The organism is Streptomyces globisporus, assembly GCF_003501885.1.
Lineage (GTDB): Bacteria > Actinomycetota > Actinomycetes > Streptomycetales > Streptomycetaceae > Streptomyces > Streptomyces globisporus_D.
Window position 1 is genome coordinate 1 of record NZ_QWFA01000463.1, and the last position, 337, is coordinate 337.

The window sequence follows — 337 nt, forward strand, 5'->3', positions numbered from 1 at the left end:
CCTCCTGCCCGCCCGCCGCCTCCTGCCCGCCCGCCGCCTCCTGCCCGCCCGCCGCCTCCCGCTCGCGTGCGAACAGGCAGAGCAGGCGCGGCACTTCGTACAGCGCCGCATGCGCGGTGACCTCACCCGCCGGGGAGGTCACCGCGCCGGCGTCGATCAAAGCCTCCACGGCCCGGATCGCCGCTCGTTCCCCGCAGCCCAGCGCCACCGTGGCCCGGTCCAGGGTGAAGCACCCGTCATCGGCGAGCCCGGCCAGCCGCCCCAGCACCCACCGGTCGCCATCCGCCAGGTCCCGCCAGCCGGACGCGATCCGCTGGCGTACGGAGATGTCCCCGGC

General features: G+C 77.2%; 1 pseudogene. It reads right to left on the reverse strand.

The features are described from left to right. A pseudogene (locus D3105_RS34890) lies at window positions 1-337 on the reverse strand (AfsR family transcriptional regulator); the annotation flags it as partial.